21 protein-coding genes are annotated in these 24,069 nt (G+C 65.6%); 14 read left to right on the top strand and 7 right to left on the bottom strand.

Annotation, left to right across the window (positions count from 1 at the left end):
* Positions 1-177 precede the first annotated feature (177 nt).
* Together KTJ89_RS08920 and KTJ89_RS08915 are read left to right on the top strand one after the other, a co-directional pair.
* Positions 178-1,344, top strand: coding sequence for an NAD(P)/FAD-dependent oxidoreductase (locus KTJ89_RS08920; RefSeq protein ID WP_259357428.1), 1,167 nt, complete (start codon positions 178-180; stop codon positions 1,342-1,344).
* A gap of 127 nt (positions 1,345-1,471) precedes the next feature.
* Positions 1,472-2,737, top strand: coding sequence for an MFS transporter (locus KTJ89_RS08915; protein WP_259357427.1), 1,266 nt, complete (start codon positions 1,472-1,474; stop codon positions 2,735-2,737).
* Positions 2,738-2,952: 215 nt separating this feature from the next.
* Here KTJ89_RS08915 and KTJ89_RS08910 read toward each other — a convergent pair whose 3' ends face one another.
* The 5 genes from KTJ89_RS08910 to KTJ89_RS08890 all read right to left on the bottom strand — a co-directional run bounded on the left by KTJ89_RS08910 (position 2,953) and on the right by KTJ89_RS08890 (position 6,874).
* Positions 2,953-3,450: a DUF456 domain-containing protein gene (locus KTJ89_RS08910; protein WP_139908938.1), complete on the bottom strand. Its 498-nt coding sequence runs from the start codon at positions 3,448-3,450 to the stop codon at positions 2,953-2,955.
* A gap of 162 nt (positions 3,451-3,612) precedes the next feature.
* Positions 3,613-4,890, bottom strand: a complete 1,278-nt coding sequence (locus KTJ89_RS08905; protein WP_259357426.1) for an MFS transporter — start codon at positions 4,888-4,890, stop codon at positions 3,613-3,615.
* Positions 4,891-4,898: 8 nt separating this feature from the next.
* A complete protein-coding gene (locus KTJ89_RS08900) occupies positions 4,899-5,858 on the bottom strand; it encodes a DUF3027 domain-containing protein (RefSeq protein WP_259357425.1) in 960 nt (319 codons plus the stop codon).
* On the bottom strand, positions 5,858-6,238 hold the full coding sequence (locus tag KTJ89_RS08895; protein ID WP_101543626.1) for a cold-shock protein: 381 nt from the start codon (positions 6,236-6,238) through the stop codon (positions 5,858-5,860). The genes KTJ89_RS08900 and KTJ89_RS08895 overlap by 1 nt, the downstream gene beginning before the upstream one ends.
* A gap of 405 nt (positions 6,239-6,643) precedes the next feature.
* On the bottom strand, positions 6,644-6,874 hold the full coding sequence (locus KTJ89_RS08890; RefSeq protein WP_101543627.1) for a hypothetical protein: 231 nt from the start codon (positions 6,872-6,874) through the stop codon (positions 6,644-6,646).
* 73 nt (positions 6,875-6,947) lie between these two features.
* Here KTJ89_RS08890 and KTJ89_RS08885 point away from each other — a divergent pair, with 73 nt between their 5' ends.
* Positions 6,948-9,029 (top strand): helicase-associated domain-containing protein, encoded by a 2,082-nt coding sequence (locus tag KTJ89_RS08885; RefSeq protein ID WP_172170333.1) that lies wholly within the window; start codon positions 6,948-6,950, stop codon positions 9,027-9,029.
* Between the two features lie 136 nt (positions 9,030-9,165).
* Positions 9,166-10,800, top strand: coding sequence for a DNA repair helicase XPB (locus KTJ89_RS08880; protein ID WP_137211323.1), 1,635 nt, complete (start codon positions 9,166-9,168; stop codon positions 10,798-10,800).
* Between the two features lie 82 nt (positions 10,801-10,882).
* Here KTJ89_RS08880 and KTJ89_RS08875 read toward each other — a convergent pair whose 3' ends face one another.
* Both KTJ89_RS08875 and KTJ89_RS08870 read right to left on the bottom strand, forming a co-directional pair.
* Positions 10,883-12,562 carry an ABC-F family ATP-binding cassette domain-containing protein gene (locus KTJ89_RS08875; protein ID WP_259357424.1) on the bottom strand — a complete coding sequence of 560 codons (1,680 nt, stop codon included), beginning with the start codon at positions 12,560-12,562 and terminating at the stop codon, positions 10,883-10,885.
* Between the two features lie 104 nt (positions 12,563-12,666).
* Positions 12,667-13,629: an EamA family transporter gene (locus tag KTJ89_RS08870; RefSeq protein WP_181270729.1), complete on the bottom strand. Its 963-nt coding sequence runs from the start codon at positions 13,627-13,629 to the stop codon at positions 12,667-12,669.
* A gap of 228 nt (positions 13,630-13,857) precedes the next feature.
* Between KTJ89_RS08870 and KTJ89_RS08865 the strand changes: the two genes are divergently transcribed.
* From KTJ89_RS08865 to pspAB, 10 genes are all read left to right on the top strand, one after another.
* Positions 13,858-14,457 (top strand): CGNR zinc finger domain-containing protein, encoded by a 600-nt coding sequence (locus tag KTJ89_RS08865; protein ID WP_259357423.1) that lies wholly within the window; start codon positions 13,858-13,860, stop codon positions 14,455-14,457.
* A gap of 15 nt (positions 14,458-14,472) precedes the next feature.
* Positions 14,473-15,249: a PH domain-containing protein gene (locus KTJ89_RS08860; RefSeq protein WP_259357422.1), complete on the top strand. Its 777-nt coding sequence runs from the start codon at positions 14,473-14,475 to the stop codon at positions 15,247-15,249.
* 234 nt (positions 15,250-15,483) lie between these two features.
* Positions 15,484-16,242, top strand: a complete 759-nt coding sequence (locus tag KTJ89_RS08855; protein ID WP_039208507.1) for a response regulator transcription factor — start codon at positions 15,484-15,486, stop codon at positions 16,240-16,242.
* A 30-nt stretch (positions 16,243-16,272) separates the two neighbouring features.
* Positions 16,273-18,351, top strand: coding sequence for a sensor histidine kinase (locus KTJ89_RS08850; protein WP_259357421.1), 2,079 nt, complete (start codon positions 16,273-16,275; stop codon positions 18,349-18,351).
* Positions 18,348-20,438 (top strand): S1C family serine protease, encoded by a 2,091-nt coding sequence (locus KTJ89_RS08845; RefSeq protein WP_259357420.1) that lies wholly within the window; start codon positions 18,348-18,350, stop codon positions 20,436-20,438. The genes KTJ89_RS08850 and KTJ89_RS08845 overlap by 4 nt, the downstream gene beginning before the upstream one ends.
* 228 nt (positions 20,439-20,666) lie before the next feature.
* Complete coding sequence (locus KTJ89_RS08840) at positions 20,667-20,954, top strand: WXG100 family type VII secretion target (protein WP_035321190.1); 288 nt, start codon at positions 20,667-20,669, stop codon at positions 20,952-20,954.
* A gap of 339 nt (positions 20,955-21,293) precedes the next feature.
* A complete protein-coding gene (locus tag KTJ89_RS08835; RefSeq protein ID WP_101543641.1) occupies positions 21,294-22,043 on the top strand; it encodes a PspA/IM30 family protein in 750 nt (249 codons plus the stop codon).
* The gene (gene pspAA, locus KTJ89_RS08830; protein ID WP_139468159.1) at positions 22,040-22,324 is read left to right on the top strand and encodes a PspA-associated protein PspAA; all 285 of its coding nucleotides are present in this window, start codon (positions 22,040-22,042) and stop codon (positions 22,322-22,324) included. The genes KTJ89_RS08835 and pspAA overlap by 4 nt, the downstream gene beginning before the upstream one ends.
* A gap of 79 nt (positions 22,325-22,403) precedes the next feature.
* Positions 22,404-23,315: a zinc metalloprotease HtpX gene (gene htpX / locus KTJ89_RS08825; protein WP_101543644.1), complete on the top strand. Its 912-nt coding sequence runs from the start codon at positions 22,404-22,406 to the stop codon at positions 23,313-23,315.
* Between the two features lie 47 nt (positions 23,316-23,362).
* Positions 23,363-23,962: a PspA-associated protein PspAB gene (gene pspAB / locus KTJ89_RS08820; protein WP_259357419.1), complete on the top strand. Its 600-nt coding sequence runs from the start codon at positions 23,363-23,365 to the stop codon at positions 23,960-23,962.
* Positions 23,963-24,069: the final 107 nt, after the last annotated feature.

Raw genomic sequence — 24,069 nt, 5'->3', positions numbered from 1 at the left:
AACGCCCCGTTGCAACGGGGCGTTCTGATGTTTACGGGATGTTCCGGCGCTTATGGTGCGGGATGCCGCCAGCGGGACGGAGAACCTCCACTCCGAAAAGATCGTGTTGCGGGGCGTAGGCTCGTGACTGATCGGCGGCAACCGCCGTTGTGAAGGATCTGCCCGGGGAGGCGCACCGTGACCAGCACCGCGACCGACGCACGAGCACGCACCGTCGACAGCTGCGCCCGCGTCGGCGTCATCGGCAGCGGCATCGCCGGGGCCAGCACCGCTTTCGCCCTCGCTTACCGCGGCGTCGACGTCACCATCGTTGACGATGCCATGGCCGGGCAGGCTACAGCGGCCAGCGCAGGCATCATCGCACCGTGGGTGTCGACGAGCACGGGCGCCTACTACGAGACGTACGCAGCCGGCGGAAACTTCTATCCGGAGTTTCTCAAACGGTTGACTGCGCTGGGCATCCCGGACCTCGGCTACCGCCGATCCGGTGCCCTCGTCGTCAACAATGACCCGGGCACTCTCGCCGAGGCGGCTGCGACTATCCGTGAGCGCGTCGCGGCCGCCAGATCCGTCGCTGGCGAGATCCATGACGTCGATGCGGCGGAGCTGGCCGAGCTCTTCCCTCCGATCGCTCCGGACATGACTGGACTCCTCATCACCGGAGGCGGACGTGTCGACGGGCGGGTTCTGCGAGATGCGATCCTCACCGGGGCCCGGCAGTATGGCGCCAAGTTCGTCGCTGACTCCGCGCAGGCCATCATCGCATCGGGTAGGGGAACTTCGAGCAGGGGAACATGGTCGGTGCGCACCACCTCGGCGATGGACGACTTCGACGCGCTCGTCATCGCAGGTGGGGCACGGAGTGCTGATCTCCTCGACCGACTCGGTCACCAGGTGGGGATCGCTCCTCAGCGTGGCCAGCTGCTCCATCTGGGGCTGCGCGGGGTCAACACATCGCCGTGGCCGACGATTCACCCGCTCGACCACCACTACATCACCCCGTTCGACGGAGGCCGCATCGTCGCGGGAGCCACCAGGGAGGACGGCGTCGGCTTCGACGTCCGCGCAACGGCCGCCGGCACGAAACAGGTCCTCGACGACGCGCTGCGGATCGCCCCCGGCCTCGCCGAGGCGACTGTCCTCGAGGCCCGGATCGGCGTACGCCCCATGTCGACGCGGGAGGGGGCACTGCCCCACGCGGGAGCGGTCCCGGGCGCGGACGGACTGTGGCTGGCTTCGGGGTTCGGAGCCGGTGGACTCACGATGGGTCCACTCATCGGCGACGGGCTGGCGAGGCTGATACTCGGCGAAGAGGCAACGGAGATCGCCCACCTGGCGCTGTGAGCTGCGGTCTGACACTGAGCGTTGCGGTCCGGAGCTGTGATCCGCGGGCTAGCTCAATGAGTTGAGGACTGTCTCTGTGGCCGCAGATGCTTGTCGGGTGGGTTTCGCGGTTTGCTAGCCTGAGGTTATGACTGCGGCGCTGCCCCGAGCCTTCCGCTGGTTCTGGGCGGGCGAGACCGTCTCTGGTTTCGGCAGCTGGATCACCATGATCGCCCTGCAGGTCATCGTCGTCGACCATCTGCACGCGGGTACTGTAGGTTTGGGCTGGCTGAACGCCTCCCGGTGGCTGCCCTACCTGCTGTTCGGTCTCGTGCTTGGAGCGCTGATCGACCGGGTGCGGCGCAGACCAGTCATGATCGGGACCGACCTGGTGCGAGCAATTCTGCTGTGCGCAATCCCCGCTCTGTGGTTCGCCGATCTGCTCGATCTTGGTGTGCTCGTCCTACTCGTCGCGCTTCTGGGAACGGCGACACTGATCAACGACAGCGCTTCGCAGGCATATCTGCCCCGCCTCGTCACCCGGAGCAGCCTGCAGCCTGCCCACGCCCGAATCGACGGTACCAACGCGGCCGCAGAGACGGCCGGGCCCGCGCTCGGCGGTGCGCTTCTCGCCCTCATCTCCGCTCCTCTGGCCGTTCTCGTCAATGTCTCGACCTTTCTGTTCTCCGCGATCGTCGTCGCACTCATCCGCGTCGAAGAACCCAGGCTGGCGCCGCAGTCGCCGCCACCGCCGAAACGGCGGCTCGGGCACGAAATCGCAGCCGGCCTGAAGTGGGTGTATACGACTCGAACGCTGAGGGATCTCGCCGTGTGGACACACATCTGGTTCGCCGGGCAGGCGATTCTGGCATCGGTCACGGCTGTATACTTCCTCAACGACGTCGGGCTCAACACCATCGCTTTCGGCATCGTCATGGGAGGAAGCGGACTCGGCGGCATCGCCGGAGCGCTGAGCTCAGGGACGGTAGGGCGTCGCGTGGGATCCGGGCGGACCGTGATCCTCGCCCACGTGGGCTCGGCCATCGGAGTGCTGGTTCTCATCTCGGCCGAACTCGCCGCGGACGGCGAGGCGGGGAACGGCCGGTCCACAGTCGCCTCGGCGATCATCCTGTTCACCGGGATGTTCCTGCACGGTTTCGGGATCGGGCTGAGCAACTCACATGAGATGGCCTACCGACAGTCGATCACTCCTGACCGTTTCCAGGCGCGGACGAACACGACGATGCGTTCGATCAACCGCGCCGTCATCGTCATAGTCTCGCCGCTGGCCGGATTCCTCGCAGCTGCCACCGGCACCGATTTCGCCTTGGTCCTCGCAGCCGCGATCTTCGCTCTCACAGCAATCGGACTGTGGTTTTCGCCATTTAGGGCTGCGCGACTCGACCGCGGCTGAGAATCGCATACCTGGCGGAACGGGTTCGCGCCGCTTCACCGGTCCGCCTCAGGCATCCCACACCCTTAGCCGCAGAACACCCCGTTGCAACGCGGTGTTCTGCCGCTGTCGGTGAGGGGTCCCGACCTTACCCGCGGTGAAGCCACTCTGAGTGCGGTGTGACAGTAACGGTGCGGGATGCCATCCGCCGGCCCAGGGCTGACCGTGACCGGCCCTTACCCGAAGAAGTGGATAAGCACGCCGATGCCGAAGGTGATTCCGGCCAGCATGGCGAGGATGAACTCGATGCCCGCGCCGAGGCCGATCGCCTTGATCGACTCCCAGCTGGAGTTCCACGCCGTCTTTCCGTCCTTGAGGCGGGAATACTCGGCGAGGTAGAGACCGGCGACGAAGCCGATCGGCAGGCCCAGCACCGGAATGACGAAGAAGCCGATGACGGCGAGCACTCCGCCCAGCAGCACCGAGGAGTTCGGCACCTGCATGGATTTGAGTTTGCGGCCCGTGAGCACGAGCGAGGCGCTCATCCCGGCCGCGACGAATACGGCGACTATGGCGAAGATGATCCATGCGGTCGGTCCGCCGATGATGATCGCCCAGATGAGCACCGCGATGGCGATGAGGATCGACCCGGGCAGCACCGGCACGATGATGCCCAGGCAGCCGACGAGGATCGCCAGGCCGACGAGCACCGAGGTGATGATGTCAGTAGTCACAGTCCGTCCGTTTCCCTTGCTCAGCCCTCGAATCCCTCGCCGAGGCGGTCGATCGAAATTCTATGACACGAACCTCCGGGCCCGCCGAGTGCCGGGTTCCTCCCGCCAACGCCCGGGGCCGAACGCCCACCGGCAGTAAGCGACCCCGCCCGCTCGAACCCGTCAGTGTCCGCTGCCGCCCGGCGGCCTGCCCTGATAGCTCATGTGCAGCCGGATCCGCGACTTCGGATCCCGGTGGAGGCGCAAGTCCTTGGCCATGATCATCCACAGCAGGCCCACGGCGAAGGCGATGATCCCCGAGGCGACTCCGACGACGAGCGCCATCCGCGGTCCGAAGGCATCGGCCACCCAGCCGGCCAGGGGTGCCCCGATCGGGGTGCCGCCCATGACGACGGCCGCGTAGATGGCCATGACTCGGCCGCGGTAGTTCGGCGCGGTGGTCGTCTGCACATAGGCGTTCGCCGAGGTCATCATCGTCAGCGATGCGAAGCCGACGAACATCAGCGAGGCGGCGAAGAGATAGTAGTTGGGCATCAGCGATGCCACGCCGACGGCCACACCGAATCCGCCGGCGGCTCCGAAGATGAATCGCAGGCGGGGCTTCTCCCGCCTGGCCGAGGCGAGCGCCCCGGTCACCGATCCGATGGCCATGACGGAGTTGAGCAGGCCGAAGCCGCTGGCATCCTTGCCGAATTCGATCTTCGCCATCGTCGCCGTGTAGATGTTGAAGTTGAATCCGAAGGTCGCGACGATGAACAGCACGACGAGCACGACCGTGATGTCCGGGCGTCTGCGCAGATACTTCAGTCCGCCGAGGACTCCGCCCTTGCCACGCCGACCGGAAGGATGCAGCTTCGACTTGTCGAGCCGGAGGAGCACCGTGAGCGTCGCCGCGAAGCCCAGTCCGCTGATGAGGAAGACGGGACCGGGCCCGATGACGGCAGTGAGCACACCGGCCACGGCCGGACCGATCATGCGGGCACCGTTGAAGGACGCCGAGTTGAGGCTGACGGCATTCGGCAGCAGCTTCTCACCGACGAGTTCGGAGACGAAGGCCTGCCTGGCCGGGTTGTCCAGGGTTGTGAGCATCCCGAGCGTGAACGCGAGCACGTAGACGTGCCAGAGGACGATGACGTCGGTGATGGTGAGGACGAAGAGGACGAGTCCGATGAATCCCAGCAGCGCCTGAGTGACCATGAGCAGACGCCGTTTGTCGAACTTGTCGACGAGGTTTCCCGCGAACGGGAACATGATCAGCTGCGGTCCCAGCTGCAGCGCCATGGTGAGACCCAACGCCGAAGCGTTGTTGTCCGTGAGCATGGTCAGGACGATCCAGTCCTGCGCCGTGCGCTGCATCCATGTCCCGGTGTTGGAGATCAGGGCACCGGCGAACCAGTGCCGGTAGTTCGGCTCCGACAGCGACCGGAACATCTGGGACATCGAGTGGTTCAGCCCTCCTGGAACTCGAGCTCGCCGGAGTAGTCGTCGACGACCGCTTCAGCAGGCTCGTTGTTCGGCCGTCTCACATCGGTCTCCGAATGCGCACCGCACCCGGATTCGAGTCCGACCACGCGGCCGTCGAACGGCGACCACGCATTGGCGCAGACCCCGAACTTCTGGCGCAGCGATCCGGCTATCGGCATGAGGTAGCCGCAGCTGCCGCAGTGCCCGGCCGCGCGTGAGGCGAACTCGCTGTCGGGTCCGGCATCCGATTCCGACCACCGGCTCGCAGCCGCGCTCAGCCCGTCGGAGGAGAGCACGCGTTCACGACCGAGACCGAATTCGAAGTTCTGGATCTGGTCGACGTTGTCCGCCGAATTGTCCTCGGTCTGCTGGAAGCCCGGCTGCAGGTTCGGATCCTGGTCGAGCTTCGGCAGGGTGTCGCGCGGGCCCATATCGCCGGGTTCGAGCCGTTCCTCCCACGGCACCCACTCAGGGGCGACGAGAGCATCGGGCCCGGGCAGCAGCGCGGTTTCGCAGACCGTGACCTTCTTCGCACGCGGAGCGCGGGCGAGCACGGCCACCCACCGCCAACCGCGGTAGGTCGGGTCGGTGCACACGAAGTAGTGGGTGACCAGGCGGGTCGCCTCGGCCACCGTGCCCAGGTGTTCGCCGACGACGGCGGTGCCGGCCACCTCGGTGATGGCGGTGCGTGCGATGTCGATCGCCGCGGCCAGCTGGGCGTCGAGGACGACCTTCTCCGTGCCCGATCGCGGACGACCGGTCTTCGATGCCTTCGCCGAGGCAGCCGTGCCGGAATCCGCGGCGACCGCACTTCCAGCGGCGGCCGATTCGCCCGCAGCGGTCGGCACATCGCTGCCGGGGGCCGCCTCGGTGGTCTGTTCGGCGTCGTTCTCGACGGGCGCGGCGGTCTGCCGGGCCAGCCAATCACTGAACAGTGATGACATCAGGACTCCAAATCGTCGGCAATCGCCCGCAGCAGGCTGGCGACCTTGTTCCCATGGGTGGGGTCCGGGTAACGGCCGTGCTGCAGTCCGTTGTTGAGGTCATCCAAAACTTTGATGACATCTTCAACCATAACTGCCATGTCCACGGCCGGACGTCGGCGGGCCTTGGCGACTTTGCCGGGAGTGGTGATCGGGCGGGCCTTGAGCACCTGCGCTCCGCGGCGGGAATCGACGACATCGTATTCGAGCCGGGTGCCCTTGGTGACTTCGACTCCCTCGGGCAGCACGGAGGAATGGAGGAAGGCCTGCGAGCCGTCCTCGGCGATCACGAAGCCGAAGCCCTTGTCGGCATCGAACCATTTCACGCGTCCGGTGGGCATGATGTCCTTTCTGTCTGTTCGTACCCGTTGAAGCGGGCTGATCGTACGGTGCCCGCAGGTGCGGGCTGTGTGTCGGTCGGCTGCGGAGTCGGATTCCGCGGCCGGCAAGCAGGTCGGGTGGTGTGGTCGCTGTGCTCGTGTGCCCTCATCGCCGTCAGTCAGACCATGCCGACTGCGGGACCGAGGGCATCGCATCGGCGCTGTGATCCCTGGCTCTCACCTGTCCGTGGAGGTCACGTGCAGGGTGGCGGTGAGCACCTTGTCCGCGGCGGGAGATCACGGGGGCGTACGCGATTGGGTGGTCGGCCGCCTCGGCGAGGTGGGGATCCGCACCATTCGATCACATTGTGCGGGTGGGGCTCATGCCCGTACCCGAACCTGCAGGGTGAGGCATGAGTGATGGTTTCAGCGGTGGCCCACCCCGGTCTGTCTGCGTCGGATGGCGGCTCGGATCATGGCCACGCAGGCGAGGATGACGGCGATGGGCACGAGGATCATGGGCAGGTAGGTCAGCAGCGGACTGGGCGTGAGTCCCATCCAGGCCTGGCCGAGGACGCCGATGAGGCCGAGCGCCCCGATGGCTGCGGCGGCAACCGCGGCGACGACGATGGTCGTGTCGACTCGAGTGGCTGACAATGCGCGTCCTTCCGTCCGATCTCTGATCCTTCTCTGCGCCTCCATTGTACCCCTCGCGATAGACTGATCTGCGATGTCAATGACCTTCAGCCAGTGGCTGTCCCACAGTGCAGATGCCGACTTCGAGTCCTTCGTCCGGACTCGACGCGACCTCCTCCAACCCGAGTCCCCGACGATGGCGGCCCTGGCCGCGGCCGCGTCCTCGCGCATCGGGGTCTCCCGCGGCATCGAAGCTCTCGATGCGCAGTCGCTCGAGGTCTTCATCGCCTTGGCCAAGGCGGCCCGGACGACGCCGGAGATCAAGATCACCGGCAATCCGCATATCGATCCCGCCCTCGCCGAGGCGGCCCTGCCCCGACTGCGCGGCCTCGGCCTGGCATGGCCGGCCGGTGGGGATGGGAACTGGCGGATCCAGTCCGAGGCCATCACCCTGCTGCCCACCTCGGCGGCCGAATCAGCCAGGGCATATCCGTGGCAGATCAACCCTTCGTCGGTCGATGCGAGCACGGCCACGATCGGCCAGCCGCTCATCCACAACAGCGAACAGGCCGCCGTGGCCGAGGTCATCTCATCTCTGCGCGGCCTCGTCGATGAGCTCGCCGCCTCCCCGATCTCCCGGCTGACCAGCGGCGGCATCTCGAAACGAGACGTCTCCCGACTCGCCCGCACCCTCGAACTGGGTCTCGAGCAGACGATCACCCTGCTGCAGGCGGCGAAATCGCTGCACCTCATCGGGGTCCTCGACGATGCGCTCGATCCGCAGTGGACGGCCGCCGACGATGCCGACTCCGCCCTCGCCGGCGATCGTGCCGAACTGTGGGCGGCGCTGGTCGGGGCGTGGCTGCGCGATCTGCTCGACGTCACGCAGCTGGCGGCGGGGGCGAGCGAGAACGAACGCCTCACGGTGCTCGCGGCTCCGAAGAAGTCCCTGTTCAAGGGCTATGGGCTGTCGGTGCCGGCGATGCCGCTGCTGCGCTTCGCCGTGCTCTCCGTCCTCCATGACATCGGTCTGGGCTCGGCACGGTCGGCCGGGTGGATCCATGCCGAGGTGCTGCGTCGGCATCCGCTGCTGCCGGCGCACGAATTCGCAATGACCGAGGCCGTTCTCCACACCTGTGTGAGCTTCGGGTTGGCGACGACTCCGCTGCAAGAGCCGGATCATTTCGGTCCGAGCCGGTTCGGTCTTCGACTGGCCGCCGGGCTGGATCGGGCGATGGCCGAGCATGCCGAGCAGGACCCCTCGATCCTGCCGTTGGGTGTGTCCGTCGAGGCCCTGACAGTGCCCGGCGATGTCATCGCCGCGGTCGCCGAGGGGCTGGGGGCCGAGGTCGACACAGTGCTCATCCAGTCCGATCTCACCGCCGTGGCCACCGGCCCGATCGAACCACGGGTCCACCATATTCTGCGCAAGTATGCCGTCGTCGAGGCACGCGGCCAGGGCACCGTCTATCGCATCGACGCTGAGACCATCGAAGACACCATGCAGTCCGGGACCACCCCGGAGGAGGCCTTGGCCGAACTCGCAGGCATCAGTGCCGAAGAGCTGCCGTCGACCTTGGAATTCCTCGTGCAGAACACGGCCTCGAAGCTGCGGCGGGTGCGGGTGGCAGGGGCCCGGGCGGTGCTCATCGTCGACGACCCGGTCGACCTCGATGTCATCCTCTCCGATCAGGCGATGATGCCGGCCGGTCTCGAACGGCTGGCTCCGACCGTGGCGATCGCTCAGCTGGGCCCGGAGCGGACGATGCATCTGCTCGAGGCCGGGGATCACCATGCTCTGCTGCATTCGGCGGCCGGGCCGGTGCGCAAGCGCCGGGTGATCACCGAATCGGAACCCGAGGTCAGCGTGAGGCGACGTCCGCGGGTCAGCGACGGCCACCTCGGCGAATATATTCGAATCCTGCGGTCCGCACCGGCGGCGGCCGCCCAGGTGAGCACGGATGAGCCTTTAGGGCATATGGATCGGCTGCGGGAAGCGGCGGAGGAGAAGCGTCGCGTGCTCATCCGGATCGCGGATTCCCACGGCAAGGAACGGACGATCGAGATGCTGCCGACCACCCTCAACGCCGGCCGCGTCCGCGGAGTGGTGACGACCACCGGCGCCGAGGCTTCCCTGTCCGTCGCCCGCATCGTCTCCGTCGACCCCTCCCCCTAATTGCTACCTGACGGGGGCCCAGCAACCTGGCGCCAGGTTGCTGGGCCCCCGTCAGGTAGCTCGGAGCGGGAACAATCGGGGTGATGGACGTGTTGTGTCCTCTGGTGTCATCACACTTCGGGAAGGGAAGTATTGAATGAATGGTCCGTTGATCGTGCAGTCCGATCGGACTGTGCTGCTGGAATCGGGACATCCTCTGGCCGTCGAGGCGGCCGTGGCGATCGCCCCGTTTGCGCAGCTGTCACGGACCCCGGAGTACATCCACACCTATGAGATCACTCCGCTGGGGCTGTGGAACGCTCGCGCCAGCGGCCATGATGCCGAATCCGTCGTCGATGTGCTCCTCGAATTCGCGAAGTACCCGGTCCCGCATGAGCTGCTCGTCGACATCGTCGACATCATGGACCGCTTCGGTGTGCTCACCCTCATCGACCACCCGATCCACGGCTTGACCCTGACCTCGACGGAGACGGGACTGCTCGATGAGCTCGTCGGTCAGCCCGACCTCGTCGGCAAGTTCGGCAAACGCATCGATGCCGAATCCGTCCTCGTCCACCCCTCCGAGCGCGGGGAGCTCAAACACGCCCTGCTGCAGCTGGGCCACCCGGTCTCCGACCACGCCGGCTACGTCGACGGTGAAGCCCACGAGATCTCCCTGTCCGATGATGCCCACGGCGGTCAATGGCATCTGCGCGACTACCAGAAGCAGGCGATCGACCAGTCGCTGTCCGGTGAGTCCGGGGTCGTCGTTCTGCCGTGCGGTGCAGGGAAGACAGTCGTCGGTGTGGCCACCATGTCTCGGGTACAGACGACGACGCTCATCCTCGTGACGAACTCGGTCTCGGCCAAGCAGTGGAAGGACGAGATCCTGCGCCGCACCACCCTGACCGAGGACGAGGTCGGCGAATATTCGGGATCGACGAAGGAGATCCGCCCGATCACCATCGCCACCTACCAGGTGCTCACCACCCGCAGGAAGGGTTCGTACCTCCACCTCGAGCTCCTCGATGCCAAGGACTGGGGCCTGGTCATCTATGACGAGGTGCATCTGCTTCCGGCGCCGATCTTCCGACTGACCGCAAGCTTGCAGGCTCGCCGTCGCCTCGGCCTGACCGCGACGCTGGTGCGTGAGGACGGACGCGAGGACGAGGTGTTCTCCCTCATCGGGCCCAAGCAGTACGAGGTGCCATGGAAGGAACTCGAACGACTCGGCTATATCGCTTCGGCCGCCTGCCATGAGGTCCGCGTCCGGCTCGACGGCGGAACCCGAACAGCGTATGCCCGCGCCGACGGGGAGGACCGGTACCGGTTGGCGGCGACCTCGGATGCGAAGCTGCCGATCGTCTCCGAGCTCGTCGCCGATCACCCGGATGCGCAGATCCTCGTCATCGGTCAGTATCTCGACCAGCTCGAGGAGATCGGAGCCGAACTCGGTGCGCCCGTGCTCACCGGGCAGACTCCAGAATCGGTGCGCCAGGAGCTCTTCCGCGAGTTCCGGTCCGGGGAGATCCCGGTGCTTGTGGTCTCGAAGGTCGCGAACTTCTCTGTGGATCTGCCGGCCGCCTCGGTGGCGATCCAGGTCTCCGGAGCGTTCGGGTCCCGGCAGGAGGAGGCTCAGCGCCTCGGGCGGATCCTGCGTCCGAAGGAAGACAAGGGTTCGGCCACGTTCTACACGGTCGTCGCCGCCGATACCGTCGATGAGCATTTTGCCGCTCAGCGCCGCCGCTTCCTCACCGAGCAGGGCTACAGCTACAGCATCGAAGTCCGCTGATACTCCCCTCAATTGCTACCTGACGGGGGCCCAGCAACCTGGCGCCAGGTTGCTGGGCCGCCGTCAGGTAGTTCGGGGAGACTCACCTCCGGTCGCGAACCACTCGGCCTTCGTCCCAGACCGGTGCTGCCGACTCATAGACTTCGCCGTCGGCCCCGAAGACGAGGAACCTGTCGAAGTCACGAGCGAACCATCGGTCGTGCGTGACTGCCAGAACCGTCCCATCGAATGACTGCAGCGCAGTCTGCAATGCCTCAGCGGAGACGAGGTCGAGGTTGTCGGTGGGTTCGTCGAGCAGCAGCAGAGTCGCGCCCGCGAGCTCGAGCAGCAGGATCTGAAAGCGCGCCTGCTGCCCGCCCGAGAGTGAATCGAAGGTCTGCTCTGCAGCACCGGCCAGCTCGTAGCGGGCAAGCGCCCGCGAAGCCGGTTCCCGCGGCAGGCCTGCTCGATGCTCGTCCCCGCGGTGGAGGATCTCGAGCAGGGTCCGCCCACGCAGGTCCGGGCGGCCGTGCGTCTGCGCGAACCAGCCGGGACGCACGCGGGCTCCGAGCCGCGCTGTTCCGTCGTGGGCGACGGGCGCGATGTCGATGTCTGAGACCGGTCGATGCTCGGGTTCGGGGTCGCTGCCGCCGGCTGCGAGCAGCCTCAGGAAGTGCGACTTTCCCGACCCGTTCGATCCGAGTACGGCGATCCGATCCCCGTAGTGAAATTCGAGGTCGAACGGCAGCATGAGGTCGGTGAGTTCGAGCTCATCGGCGACGATCGCGATCTTGCCCGTGCGGCCGCCGCGCAGACGCATTCCGAGGTTCTGTTCACGCGGAATGGCTTCGGGCGGGCCGGCGGTCTCGAAGCGCTCGAGACGAGTCTGCGCGGCCCGGTACCGCGAAGTCATGTCCGAGTTGTAGGCGGCCTTCTGCTTGTACATCTGCACCAGCGACCGCAGCTTCGCGTGCTCCTCGTCCCATCGCCTGCGCAGCTCCTCGAGCCGTTCGAACCGGTCCGACCGGGCCGCGTGGTAGGTGCCGAATCCGCCCGGATGCACCCATGCGGTGTTCCCCGCCGCAGAGAGCTCGACAGTGATGATCTGCGTGGCCGCCTGTGCAAGCAGCTCACGATCGTGGGACACGAAGAGGACGCTCTTGTCCGTGTCCTTGAGCTCGGCTTCGAGCCAGCGCTTGCCCGGGACATCGAGGAAGTTGTCGGGCTCGTCGAGGATGAGGATGTCATCGGGGCCGCGCAGGAGCGCTTCGAGCACGAGTTTCTTCTGCTCCCCTCCCGACAGGGTGGAGATCTTACGGTCCCGGCAGCGGTCGTACGACATTCCCAGCGCCGAGGTGGTGCAGGTGTCCCACAGCACCTCGGCGTCGTATCCGCCCACGTCCGACCAATCGTTGATCGCCGTGGCGTAGTCCATCTGCACGGCCGTCGACTCGCTCTCGGGTCCGAGCAGCTTCTCTTCGGCCCGACGCAGATTCGCCGCCGCACGACGGATCGGCTTCGGAGCCAGTTCCTCGAGCGCCTCGGCGATGGTATCGGCGGAGATGAACTGACGCATCAATCCGATGCTGCCGGTATGCGAAACGGCTCCCTCATCAGGGACGAGCTCACCGGTGAGGATCCTCAGCAGAGTGGTCTTGCCGGCACCGTTGGCACCGATGAGCGCGGATTTGGCCCCGTCCCCGACGCGAAACGACACCGATCCGAGCAGAGGCCTGCCGTCGGCGAGGGTGTAGGAGACATCGTTGATCTCGATATGGCCCATGTGGTCAACCTATCAACATCTCTTAACATCGCAGATGTCTTCGAACTACCCGACGGCGGCCCAGCAACCTGGCGCCAGGTTGCTGGGCCCCCGTCAGGTAGTAATTACGTGGTGATGAGGGAGGGTTCGGACTTGGCGACGACCTCGCGGCGGGCGACGCGGCGGGCCAGGCGGGACTCGCCCCACTTGATGAAGCCGACGCCGCCGAGGATGAAGACTCCGCCGAAGAGCTGGATCGGGGCGGGCATCTCGAAGAGGACCAGCCAGGCGACGATGACGGAGAACGGGACCTCGACGAGATTGACGAACGATCCGACCGTCGCCCCGACATAGCGCAGACCGAGGATCCCGGTGATGTAGGCGCCGACCGTGAAGACGACGATCATCGCCATCGGCACGACCCACGACATCGACACCCCGCCGAAGTCGACGTCCGCCGTCACCGCGTTCCACGGCATGACGCCGGCGAGCACGATGGCCGACATCGCCAGCGCCCCGATGCCCATGCCCAGACCGGTCAGCGCGACCGGTGGGATCGTGATCGTGTCCTTCGCTGAGACGAGGAAGTAGCTGGCCAGGCAGACCGCGGCAGCCATCGCCATGACCACGCCGAAGATGCTGATCGACGATCCGCGCAGGTTGAGCACGAGCAGGAGCCCGATCATCGAGACGACGACCCCGATGAATGTCACGGTCGCCGGCCGGGTCCGCGTCCGCGCCCAGATCCAGAAGACGATGAGCATCGGCGCGGTCATCTCCAGCAGCAGCGCCACGGCCACGGTGAGGTGTTCGACGGCGACGAAGTAGAACCCCTGGACGCCGGCCATCGAGACCAGGCCGTAGGTGACGACGGTGCGCCAGTGCGTGAGCACTTCGCCCCAGCGTCCGCGCAGGGCGATGAGGGTGGGGATGAGCAGCAGGACCGCGGATCCGGCCAAGCGGATGAGCACCACCGCGCCCGGCGTCCACCCGATTGCGTACATCGTCTTCGCGATCGGCCCCGACACCGCGAAGAAGAACGCGGAGGCAAGAGTGAGCAGGAACCCTGCGATGACGGTGCGATTCATTCCTGACCTCCTGATGTGGTGAAACGTTGAGTGGCCTACGAGGACAGACGTCCCCCGAGGTGGTGGTGCGGTGTTGAGTTGACAGTGCGACGCTGAGCGGATGGTGCGGTGCCGGATCATCCCCTCGCCGAGGCGGTCCGACGGCTGCCGGTTTCAGTATCGACCCTTAATTTGAAATGGGTCAAGTGCATTTTGGTCCTTACATCCTGTGGCAGAATGTTATTCACCATGGCTTTCATCTACGACATTCGCGCGAACCTCACGATGCTCGTCGACCTCCTCAACACCTCCGGCGACATCACGGACGGCGGTGACGAACTGACGACAACCGCGAAACTCCGCGAATTCGCGGCCCGGCACGACTTCTCCGGACCTTTGACCGCCACCAGAAGCGACGTCGACGAGACCCTGGAACTGCGCCGCAGATTCGCCGCAGCACTGGATGCGAGCATCGACGCCGAGACCGACGACGAGGTCGAAGCGGGGACGATCGCGGTCGTCGATGAGATCAATCTCACACTGAGCGATTCGGGGTCAGTGCCGCAATTGGTCAAACACGACCATTGGGACTGGCACCTGCACGCGACCGGCGCTCAAGCCAGCCTGGCCGACCGAGTGGCCGCCGATGTCGCTCTGGTCCTCATCGACCTCATCCGCTCCGGCGATCTCGACCGGCTCGGCCGCTGCGCCGCCGAGGACTGCCGCGCCTATCTCGCCGACCTCAGCCGCAATCGCTCGAAGCGCTTCTGCGATACCGGCAGCTGCGCCACCCGCACTCATGTCGCAGCCTTCCGCGCCCGCCAGTCCGACGCCGACTCCCACATCTGACCCGAGGAGCCGCCCATGTCACTTCAGCCCTTGCGCATCACCGCCGGACGCAAGCTCGCCGCCGGCCTTGCAGGCATCATCACCATGTCGGCCACGCTGACGTCGGGCTTCGCCATTGCGGTGCTGTCATTCCTTCCCGCGGATCCCGGAGGGCTGCTGAGCGAAAAAGTCGTCTTCAGCGCCCTCGCCGTCATCGTGGCCCTCGTCTCCGCCGCCATCAGCTTCCTGCTCGTACTCGCGGCCCTCGGCCGCTTCCGCACCGGCGGCAGCCTGTCCAGATTCTTCCGATACCAGCTGGCGGCACTCGGGGCCGGCGGCGGGCTCGGCCTCGGCTTCGTTCCCGCCATGACAGACGCGGCTCCGATCTGGTGGGTGGTTGCAATCGCCGCCGGCCTCGGACTCATCGCCGTCTGCCTGCTCACATTCCGTAAGGCCCGTTATCCGATTCTCGACCGCCCTCCCTACCCCAAGGCAGCCTTGGCCGAAGGCAGCGTTATCGACTACTGGTCCGGTTCCTCGGCAAGAGCACCGAGCCTGACCGTGGTTCACTTCGTCGATAACAAGGGCCGGGACCGCTGGGCCCGTCACCTCGTCCAGCAGGACCCGTCACTACGAGGCACTGTCGGCCAGGTGATCTATGACCGCCACCGCCCCGAGCGGGTTCGGCGCTTCGCCGTCACCCAGCAGCTCTTCGACCTCCGCCCACCGCGTGAGATCCGAGAGAATCCGACATCCCGATCGGGCACCGTCTTCCCGATGCCACCCGACCCTCGCCCGCCGCGCCCACGCTGAGCCGAACACCCATACTCAGCTGAACGCGCCCTCGCACACCCACCTCGGCGGGCAAATCTGAAAACAAACTGGTCGCGACCACATTTTTCACTGAAATCGAGCCTTCGTTCCTGAGAACGAATACCCGATCCAGGACCCAAAAGGACTTTCCTGAGAGTTTTCCAGTGACGCATGTCACAATTGCATTCAGGTAATCTCCAGCCCACTCCCAGAAATGGGTCTCAGACTGGATCCATGACTACAGCACAGAACGACACCGACATCGAAGCCACCCTGCTCGTTGTCGATGATGAACCCAATATCCGCGAACTCCTGTCCACCAGTCTCCGCTTCGCCGGCTTCGACGTCGTCTCCGCCGCCAACGGCGCCGAGGCGCTGCGCCTCGCCGAGCAGACCGACGTCGACCTCCTCGTCCTCGACGTCATGCTCCCGGACATGGACGGCTTCACCGTCACCCGCCGTCTGCGCCAGATCGGCATGAACGCCCCCGTCGTGTTCCTCACCGCCCGTGATGACACCTCGGACAAGATCACCGGTCTGACCGTCGGCGGTGACGACTATGTGACGAAGCCCTTCAGTCTCGAAGAGGTCGTCGCCCGCATCCGCGCCGTCCTCCGCCGCACCCGCAATCTCGAGGACGAGGAGAACGCCGTCATCGTGGCGGGCGACCTCGAACTCGACGACGATACCCATGAGGTCCGCCGCTCCGGCATCCTCATCGACCTCTCCCCCACCGAGTTCAAGCTGCTGCGCTACCTCATGCTCAACACGAACCGCGTCCTGTCGAAGTCGCAGATCCTCGACCACGTGTGGGAATACGACTTCGGCGGAGACACCGGAATCGTCGAGTCCTATATCTCCTACCTGCGCCGCAAGATCGACGTCACCCCGGAGACGGATGCCGCCGGCCACCCCGTCGAGATGGAGTGGACGCCGATGATCCAGACCAAGCGCGGGGTCGGCTATATGCTGCGCACACCGGAATCCAAGTAGTCGTCCATGCAAGGACGATAGATTACATACGTGGCAATAGAATCCCGTCCCTCCCGTCCCGGCTTCTGGGAAGAATGGTCTCTGACTACCAAGCTGCTGGCCATCATGATGCTGCTCATGCTGCTCGTCCTCACGGGAACGAGCGCTTGGGTGTTGGAGAACCTGCGCGACAGCCTCGTCCAGCGCACCGATGAACGACTCATCAGCGCCTCCGAGACCCTGGCGAAGCAGGCCTACCAAGATGTGTTCCAGAAGGCCGAACTCCAGTCCGGGGACGACGACGCCGAGGATGCGCCGTCGTCGACGACGATCGATTCGAATTCCTGGGATCAGCTCAAGAGCCTCCTGCCGGGCGGATTCTATGTGCAGTTCTACAACACGGACGGAGATCCGATCCGCGGCCCCGTCGCCCCGGAGCCGCAGAACCATCCGATCCTGCCGAAGATCAACGAGAAGGAAGTCTATTCGCGCGGCGGCGAGCCATTCACCGTCGCCGGAACGAGTTCGCAGTGGCGGGCCCGGGCGATGAAGGTGAAGAACACCGACGTGCTCGTGTCCATCGCGGTGCCTTTCGACCGGGAAGTCGACAACATCAACGAGCGGGCCCGGAACACGATGATCGGCATCGGCCTGTTGGCCCTGGCGATGGTCGCAGGAGTCGGCTATTGGGCGATCAACAACACGTTCCGGCCGCTGCGCGATATCGAGAAGACCGCCTCGCGCATCGCCGCCGGAGACCTGTCCCAACGTGTGCCCAGCTATCCGCGCAACACCGAGCTCGGGCGGCTGTCGGCGGCACTGAATACGATGCTCGGACGCATCGAGGACTCCTTCGACGGGCAGACCCGCTCGGAGAAGCGCATCCGCCAGTTCGTCTCCGACGCCTCGCACGAGCTGCGCACGCCCCTGGTCACGATCCGCGGTTATGCGGAGCTGTACCGGCAGGGTGCGATCACGAAGTCCGAGGACGTCGCCAATGCGATGGAGCGGATGGAGTCCGAGGCCAAGCGCATGGGCGTCCTCGTCGACGATCTCGTCGTCCTGGCCAGGCTCGACGAGCAGCGTGCCGCCGAGATCGGTCCGGTCGATCTGCACAAGGTCGTCCGCGATGCCGCCGCCGATGCCGCGGCACAGGCCCCGGACCGCGATATCAGTTTCATCGGACTCGACGGTGAGGACGCCCAACCCGTGCCGATGATCCGCGGCTCCGAATCGAAGATCCGCCAAGTCATCGTCAACCTCGCCGGCAACGCCGTGCGGCACACCCCCGAGCACGCGGCGATCGAATTCGCCGTCGGCGTCGTCGGTCTCCCCGAGTCCGTCGACCCCGATTCCGCGGACACCGGCGAGATCCGCGAGGGCGGCGCCCGCGGCCAGAACGGTCGCAATGGTGCGAAGAGCGGGGCGAAGGACAAACCCCGTGAACGCGGGTTCGTCACCGGAGGGGTCCGCATCTTCCGCCGAGGCGACTCCGCCGGACACGACCAAACCGACACCCAACCGACCCCCCGGACCGCCGCACAGTCCCCGACCAAGCCCGACCGTCAGGTGGGTCCCGAGAGTCCCGCCGCGAATGCGGAGCGGGGAGAGGGGCAGCACAACGGGCAGCTCAGGACACCGTCCGGATCGCAGTCGGCGCAACCCACCGGTCCTCAGAATTCCGGATCGCAGAGTGGGGCAGCGGACGATTCCCAGACTGCATCGAAGTCCGCATCGTCAGCCGGACCCCAGTCCGGCTCGCAGTCCAAGGCTCCCGAGCCGGCGAACATCGTCCCCGATGTCACGGCGGCCGGATCGATCACGGTCGATGAGTCACTGCGCGGATTCCCCAACGGCAGGGTCCGCTTCGAGGTCAGGGACCACGGCGACGGTATCGACCCCGAGGTGGTTCCGCGCATCTTCGAGCGCTTCTACCGCCTCGACGTGTCCCGGACCAGGGACACCGGCGGATCCGGGCTCGGGCTGTCGATCGTCAAGGCGATCGTGGAGAACCACCATGGTGCGATCTCCGTCCACGAAACTCCGGGCGGCGGTGCGACGTTCCGCATCGACCTGCCCATCTCCGACAACGGCGAAACCACTGCGGACACGCGAAAGGATGAGCGATGAACGAGAACACCGACCCTCAGAATCCGGATGAGGTGTCCCGCAGCTCCCGATCGGATGATCAGACACCGCGTCCGTCTGAGAATCAGGGCAGCGGTCCCGCCGGCGGGGGACGTCGCAGCCCATCGGCAGGTGGCTACCGAGGGTCCGGAGCCGAGGTTCCGCGCACCTTCCCGTCCCAGCCCAACGGTCCTGCACGCGTCAGTCCACCGGTCGCACCGCCCGAGAGACGCCCCGACGTTCCGTCGACTCAGGCACAGAACCCTGTGGACGGATCCCCTCACCGAGGCGGCTCTCCCTCCCAGCAGCCGTCGCCGTATCAGCCGAACGGGCAGCAGCACTCTTCGTACCAGCCAGGCAGCCAACAGCAGGGCGACCAGCAGGGACACCAGAGCGCCCACGGCAACTACGGCAGCCAATCGCAGCCGGATCGGCAGAACGTCCAGCCGAATCAGCCTCATCACCAGCCCCCGTACGGTCAGCCCCAACAGAATGGGCCGCAGTCGTATCAGGGCCAGAACAACGCCGGACAGAACAGCACCGCCTCGTCGACTACCGGCACCGGAACCCCGGCAGGACCCGGAGGAGCAGCAGGACCCGGAGCAGCAGCTGTTGGCGCTGGTGCCTATCACGCCGGGGCGAACTCTCAGGGGACAGGACCCGCCGGCTATCCAGCCGCTCCCGACCACCCGAACAGCCCCGGCAACCCGAACGGCCCCCAGAACCCGCACGGTCCCGGGTACCCGAACGCTCCGGGCCAACAGTCTGGTTCCGGTCAGCAGGTCGCTTCGAACCAGCAGAACACCCCGGGCCACCCCACCGGCTCCAACGCCTATTCGGCCGCACATGGCTCGGGCCCCTATTCCTCGGAATTCTCAGCCGTCGGTTCTCAGCCCGGGCCCGGTGGACCGGGAGATCCCAACGGACCCGGTGGCCCGGTCGGGCCGGACGGGTTCGGTCCGTACGGAGCTCAGCAGCCGCCTCGGCGAGAGAAGAAAGGACCCGGCTGGGGTGCGACGATCGCGATCGGCCTGGTGGCCGCGCTCCTCGGTGGGGCTCTCGCGTTCGGAGGGAACTATGCGCTTTCGGCGTTGCAGCAGGACGAACCGCGCAAGGTCGCCGAGGAGACGATCGAGACCCCCGATTGGACGCAGGTCGCTGAGAAGACCTCGGACAGTGTGATGTCGATCCAGGTCGGCACTCGAGGCCAGGTCCAGGGACTAGGCTCGGGTGCGCTGTACGACGATCAGGGCCACGTCATCACGAACAACCACGTCGTCGCGCCCGCGGACACCCCCGACGGCGAGATCGCCGTGACCATGAAGAACGGTGAGACGACGGAGGCGAAGATCGTCGGCCGCGATCCTTCGACCGATATCGCCGTCATCAAGCTCGAACAGGTGCCCGACGGTGTGAAACCTCTGGTCATCGGCGATTCGAAGAAGCTGACCGTGGGCGACCCCGTGATGGCCCTGGGCAACCCGCTCGGCCTGGCCAACACCGTGACCACCGGCATCGTCTCCGCGCTCGACCGTCCGGTATCGACGGAGAACATCGGCGACGATGCCTCCTCGCAGGAGAAGGAGATGACGATCACGAACGCCATCCAGACCGACGCGGCGATCAACCCCGGCAACTCGGGTGGACCGCTGGTCAATGGTGATGGCCAGTTCATCGGCGTGAACTCGGCGGCCGCATCGCTGAGCCAGGGCGAGGGAGGTCAGTCCGGGTCGATCGGCATCGGATTCGCGATCCCCGCGAACCAGGCTGTCATGATCGCCGATCAGCTCATCTCCTCCGGCAAGGCCAAGCATCCGTTCCTCGGCATCACTCTCACCGACGGGCACATCAACAGCGGCGGGATCAGCCGAGGCAGCGCCAAGGTGCAGTCCGTGGCCGGCGGATCCCCCGCGGCCAAGGCCGGAGTCAAGGACGGAGACGACATCGTCGAGGTGTCCGGAACCAAGGTGAACAACGCCATCGCCCTGCGCGCCCTCGTCCGCGCTCAGCCGGTGAACACCCCGGTCGAGGTCACCGTGGTCCGTGGCGGAAAGGAACAGAAACTCGACGTCACGCTCGTGCTGCAGTAGGCACGTCGCTGAGGCGGTTCGCTGCTGCAGCGGTCAGCCGCCCGAACTTCCACCACTCACGCGTCCGCGCTTGGGGATCCGGTCGTGACTCAGCCACCTGGAGGGTGTGGACAGCCGAACGCTGTCCACACCCTCTTTCTGTGCTCTTCCTCCCTTCGGCCACAGTCGCCGACACTGATGTCGTCTCGCCCGACCGCGGCGGAACATCTCTGACCAAGAGGAGTGATGATGAGTTTCGAAGTCGACGCCGAACGCGTCCAATCCGCTGCCACAGCCGCCGCGAACACCTCCCGCAATCTCGTGTCCGAATCCGACACGATGATGCGCAATCTGCTCGCCCTCCAGGAATGCTGGCGCGGCAGTGCGGCCCAGAATTTCCAAGCCGTGGTCAACCAGTGGGAGCGTGCGCAGAAGCAGCTCATGGAATCGCTCAACTCCGTCCACGGAGCGCTCCACACCGCGGCCCGGCAGTACTCCGAAGTCGAGGCGGCGAACTCGCGCCTCTTCGCCCCCTGAGCCGATCGGATTCCACACTCACGATCGAGCTTCCGCTCGTGACGGGCAGTTCCCTTTCCGCCTCGTCGAGTCCCTGCTCGGTCGGGCGTCCCGACCGGATCCGCTCGCGCTGCACGCCCTGTCGAGTCCCGTTCGCCGAGCGTCACAGATCCCCGCCGCGGATCCCCGAGTTTCTGCGGCCGGGATCTGTTCGTTCTCGTAGTCGGCGTCTGGCAAACTATCAGCCTTTCTCAGTAGACTTGAGAGCGATAGTTCGCGGCGGTGTTGGCCAAGGATCTCCGGACCGGAGTGGATCGGGTTGGCAGCGTCGGGTCAAACCAATGCAGGAGTCGACTACGGATGAGTATCTTCCAACGGATCGCGACGATCTTCGGTGCCAAGGCCAACAAAGCTCTGGACAAGGCCGAAAACCCCAACGAAACCCTTGACTATTCGTACCAGAAGCAGTTGGAGCTGCTGCAGAAGGTCCGTCGTGGTGTTGCCGATGTCGCCACCAGCCGCAAGCGCCTCGAGCTGCAAATCAACCAGCTCGAACAGCAGCAGAACAAGCTCTCCGGTCAGGCCGAGAAAGCCATGCAGATCGGTCGCGAAGACCTCGCTCGCGAGGCCCTGACCCGCAAGTCCGGGCTGACCCAGCAGATCACCGACCTGCAGACCCAGCACGAAGGACTGCAGGGCGAGGAGCAGAAGCTCACTCTCGCCTCGCAGCGTCTCCAGGCCAAGGTCGACGCCTTCCGCACGAAGAAGGAGACGCTGAAGGCCACATACAACGCCGCCGACGCACAGACCAAGATCGGCGAGGCGTTCTCGGGCATCTCGGAAGAGCTCGGTGACGTCGGACTCGCCGTCCAGCGCGCCGAAGACAAGACCGCGTCGCTGCAGGCGCGCGCCGGTGCCGTCGATGAGCTCCTTGCTTCGGGTGCCCTCGACGACGTCACGGGAACCCAGAAGGACGACATCACCGCCCAGCTCGACTCCCTCTCCAGCGAGAACGACGTCGAGATGGAACTCCAGCGGATGCGTGACTCCCTGCCTGCCGGGTCCGAGAAGCAGGACCAGAAGTCGCTCGAAGGTGAGGATCAGCAATGATCATCCGCATCATGGGCGAAGGACAGTTCGACGTCAAGAACGTCGACCAGGACCTGCTCCAGAAGTACGACAACCAGGTCGAAGATGCCGTCAACGCCGGCAACGAGGAAGCCGCCCGCACCGCGCTGAGCGCCCTCCACGACTACGTCACGGCCAACGGGCAGCCCGTCGCCGATGACTACCTCGGATCCTCCGATGTCGTCATTCCCTTCGTCGACGCCACCTTGGCCGAGATCGCCGAACTACTCACCGGCGAGGGTTTCATCCCGGACCCGGCCTGAAACCACAGAGCACCGAAATGCACCCGGCCCATTGTCTTCGACAGTGGGCCGGTTCTGCCACTGCCAGAGAGGAACCCCGATGAAGAATCGCTTCGTCAAAGACAACGGACTGACCATGCGGATGGGATGGACGATCTTCCTCAACGGCCTCATCTATGTCGTCCTCATCCTCGCGATCTGGTGGATCTTCGGACAGAACATTCCCGGAGTCATCATCGCCGTCCTCATCAGCGCCGGCGCGTTCTTCTTCCAGTGGTACTTCTCCGACAAGATCGCCATGCGTGCCATGGGCGGACGGGAGGTCTCCCCCGAGGAGGCTCCGGAGCTGCATACGATCGTCGACCGACTCTGCCAGCTGGCCGATTCGACGAAACCCCGCGTGGCCGTCTCGAACTCCCCGATCCCCAATGCCTTCGCCACCGGCCGCTCCCCTGAGCGCTCGGTGGTGTGCGTGACCCGTGGCCTGCTCGAGAAGCTCGACCGTGATGAGGTCGAGGTCGTGCTCGCCCATGAGCTCTCACACGTCGCCCACCGCGATGTCACGGTGATGACAGTTGCCGGCGTCACCGGTGTCGTCGCCGCGCTGATGATGCGCGCCGGTTACTACATGAGCTTCGGACGGTCGAACAACAATAACAACGGCATCCCGATCCAGCTCCTCTTCATCCTCGTCGGAGCCGTCGTCTACGGGCTCTCGTTCGTCCTCATCCGCGCCCTCTCCCGGTATCGCGAGTTGGCCGCCGACCGCGCAGCGGCCATCCTCACCGGTGCACCGTCCACACTGGCGTCGGCGCTGACGAAGCTCAGCGGAGATATGGCCAAGATCCCGGAGAAGGATCTGCGGTCGTCCGCCTCGGCGAACCATCTGGCTCTCATCCCCGCCATCAGCGGAAAGGCCGCCTTCGGCCAGCTCTTCTCCACTCACCCCTCACTCGAGAAGCGACTGGAGCAGCTGGCCCAGATCTCCGCCCAGCTCTCGCGCCCCGAGTGAGCACCAACTGCACCTTTTGAACTGCGCACCACCGATATAGGAGTTCCATGGGATTCTTCGACGCACTGCTCGGCCGGTCCAAACCGAAGCGGGCCAACCTCGACGACCTCTTCGCCCTGCCTCCGGCAGCACTGACTCTGCAGGCCGCGACCGGCTTCACCCCCACCGGTGTCGGAGCCGTCGCCTTCCGTCAGGTCGAGGGAGCCGCGTTCCAATCCGCCGAGTCCGAAAGCGTCGCCCTCATCGGCTCCGACCCGGCCGCCTCGGTGAGGCAGGAGAACGACGGGTTCGGGTTCACGTGGCAGGTCGTGGCCGATGAGAACGCCGAGGTGGTCAACCTCGTCACGAACATCCACGCCGTGAACTCGGCGCTGGTCAATCAGGGCTTCGACACGATGCTGCTGTGCACAACCGTGTACTTCGTCCATCCCGATGGGCGTCGGATGGCGTTGGTCTACCAGTACAAGCGCGGGACTTTCTATCCGTTCGTGCAGTTGGGACTGAAGCAGCGGGACAATCCCCTGGAGATCCAGGTCAAGGGCATCCTCTCGAACGAGCTGCCGTTCGAAGAGGACACGTCGAACTGGTCGGCGCTGTGGGACGCCCCGGGCATGAACGACACCCCGGGGGCTCCTGAACTGCAGTAGGCGGTTCGTCCGAACAGAGAGCAATTCAGCCGGAACAGAAAGCATTTCAGTCCGTACAGACAGATGGAGGGCGTCCCCGCGGGGACGCCCTCCACTCATAACTGAAG

Source organism: Brevibacterium sediminis, assembly GCF_024895295.1.
GTDB lineage: Bacteria > Actinomycetota > Actinomycetes > Actinomycetales > Brevibacteriaceae > Brevibacterium > Brevibacterium sediminis.
The sequence above is the reverse complement of the archived record's forward strand: the minus strand, read 5'-3'. Positions and strand labels throughout refer to the sequence as shown.